The organism is Bartonella sp. AD328YNZD (assembly GCF_042196425.1).
On the sequence record NZ_JBHIQG010000323.1, the window covers coordinates 1 to 2,607 of the forward strand.

1 protein-coding gene and 1 pseudogene are annotated in these 2,607 nt (G+C 32.9%); both read left to right on the plus strand.

Features of this window, described 5'->3' with window-relative positions; genetic code table 11:
• The first annotated feature begins 775 nt into the window (after window positions 1–775).
• Window positions 776–1,105, plus strand: coding sequence for a hypothetical protein (locus ACFIO3_RS11230; protein WP_375608050.1), 330 nt, complete (start codon window positions 776–778; stop codon window positions 1,103–1,105).
• A gap of 969 nt (window positions 1,106–2,074) precedes the next feature.
• Window positions 2,075–2,607, plus strand: a pseudogene (locus ACFIO3_RS11235) (hemin-binding protein E); the annotation flags it as partial.

A 2,607-nucleotide genomic window follows, 5' to 3' on the forward strand; every position in this document is an offset into this window, starting at 1 on the left:
ATTGGCTTTTAAATGGAGTTAATTATTGATGTGAGAGGGCAAAATGCTTGTACATTATGGGCATTTTATCCTCTCATTTTTTCTGATAAGAATTATAATAAATTTTTAAGTGCTATTTCATTTGAAATTTAGGCAATAAAAGTATTTTTGCATTCATATTTTTTATTTTTGTAACAGCTTTTATTTGAAACAAAGCAATTTTGAGGAGAGGCTGGAAACATACGGTAGGTTGGAAGGCTTAATATATAAAGATGATCACGATAACTCTGAACGATACAAAAAATGACTCTTAGAAAAGTGCGCAAAAAACAAGACAGCAGTAGTGCTTTTTGCCTAGTCAAAATGTTACAATAGTTTTTGTATTTAAACAGCTCAACAGTCCCCCTTTGTTAAGAATTTTATCCATGAATCAACTTCATTTATGATGTGTAAGCGAAAAATTTTCTTAATGCATCATGATCAAGTTTGAAATGGGAGAATCTTACGATATTTAGAGCGTTCATTCATGGGGGTATTTTATAAATCAATATGTTGATGTAAAATTCCCGTTGTTTATTATTTTTAGACGATACTTCATGTCTTTATTTACTACCAAACAAATGATTTCTATGTTGGCAGAGCAGGGGAATTTGCATTTATTTTAAAATTAGAATGCTCCAAAGTTTTGTTTTTTAGAATTCTCACCTTTCATCTATCAACATGTTATTTTTCTCTGGAAATTTTCAATGGGGATACTAAATAAAATCCATTGTGGATATTTTGTGAGGTTAAATTTATGAATATAAAATATTTTATGACAACTTTTGCTACTTTTGCTTCAATTTCTGTAGCGCAGGGTTCTTCTGTTTTGTTTTCTCAAAAGTTAATACAGGACATATCTGCGATTGTTCCTCCTATAGATCTTTTTTCTAGTGAACGATCTAGAAAGATCTTATCAGAAGTTTTTCAGATAGAACTTTCTTGCACAAATAACAGCGAATGCATAACAGCAGCTCAGTTAGTCCCTGTGTTACATTCTGGTAAAAAAAGAGATCATTATCCTAAAAAAGGATCAGGGAAAAGAAGACGACCAAACCTATTTGCACGAGGTCCAATGAGTTATTAAAAAGTGAAAAAACAACATTAAGAGATGTATATATGTGTGAGGGAGTTGAAGAAGAGAGATATTTTTCTGCTAAATCTATGATTTTTTAAGAAAGGTATGTTTGAAGGCTTTAAGAAAGATCTTTCATTTTTTCAGCATTAAGGAGTGTTTTTATATAAGTTTTGATGTTTATCATAGCTGGTGTCTTTCTTGAGGTATTTTTTCAATTTAACTAAAAAGAGTATGAAATGATAGCCTACAAATAGGGCTAAAGCTCTGAAAAAGATTTTCTAGAAAGTTAAGCAGAAGCGTAAGTATTTCAAAAAATAATAAATGACTAATTAAAACAAAGAGCATGTGTGATAAATTACCTGTGATTTTGTTGCAATTTATGGAATATTGGGAGTCTTATTTTGTGCGATACAAGTGTCCTTTACAATCTAAAAAAACAATCAGAGAGCTATTTGCATTTTGGTCATGCGAAGGGTGAAGCTAAAAATTTTGTTTGTATGAATTTAAATAGAACGGTTGCATTTGGCTGTTTTCAATACTTTAACAGTTCTCGCTATTTTTGATATTGAGAGTATTCATAGGTGGCATTTTAGCCTTTAATAGTTTTATTTATCCACACACATTTGCTCTTTTGTGATGTGCAGGGGAATGGTTTTCGTTATTTAAATATAAATGAGAGCATCTTCAATAGTGCAGGTAAGCTATAAAAGACAATCTTTCATAGCCAATAATACATGCTTTACACGGAGGGGATAGTGTAGATTTTTTGCAAAATTCATAAAGGAGAGAAAATGTGACGAAAAGAGATCCTTTGTGGGCATAGTTTAATTCTTATTTATTACAGATCAAGCAATTAAGGGTGGCGGGAGAGGCTTTTTGTTTTTTTTATGAGTGTATCATTTTTGCTACAGATATCTAGAGATAGGGCTCTATATGAAATGACGTGTTCAAATAAATATTCAGCTATGGAGAGAAAATATGAATATAAAATGGTTAATAACAGCTTCTGCTTTCGCTTTTGTTTCAGCTTCAGCGGTGCAGGCAGCAGATGTTATTGTTCCCCCGCGTCCAACTCCTGTTGCTCCCGTTATTGTTGCTCCAACTTTTTCTTGGACAGGTTTCTATCTTGGTGGGCAGCTTGGTGGTTTTTCGGGTAAAACAAAGATGGATATTCTTGCTAGTGGACAAAAGATTCCAGTAGATGACGATTATTTGCCTAAACTATCTGGTTTCATGGGTGGTCTTTACGCAGGTTCCAATATTGATCTCGGCAATGGCCTTATTTTAGGTGTTGATACGGATATTATGTGGTCTAATAAAGATGACACGAAGACAGGAAAAACATACATTATTGCTCCAAATCACATAAATTATATTAAGAAGATATTAACAGAATCTGGAATTAATATTGGTAAAGACGCGCTTGAAGCTGGTGCTAAACGAACCCACAGTTTCACTTTTAAAGAAAAGTGGGCTGGTGCAACGCGCGTGCGTATTGGTTTTGCAGCTGA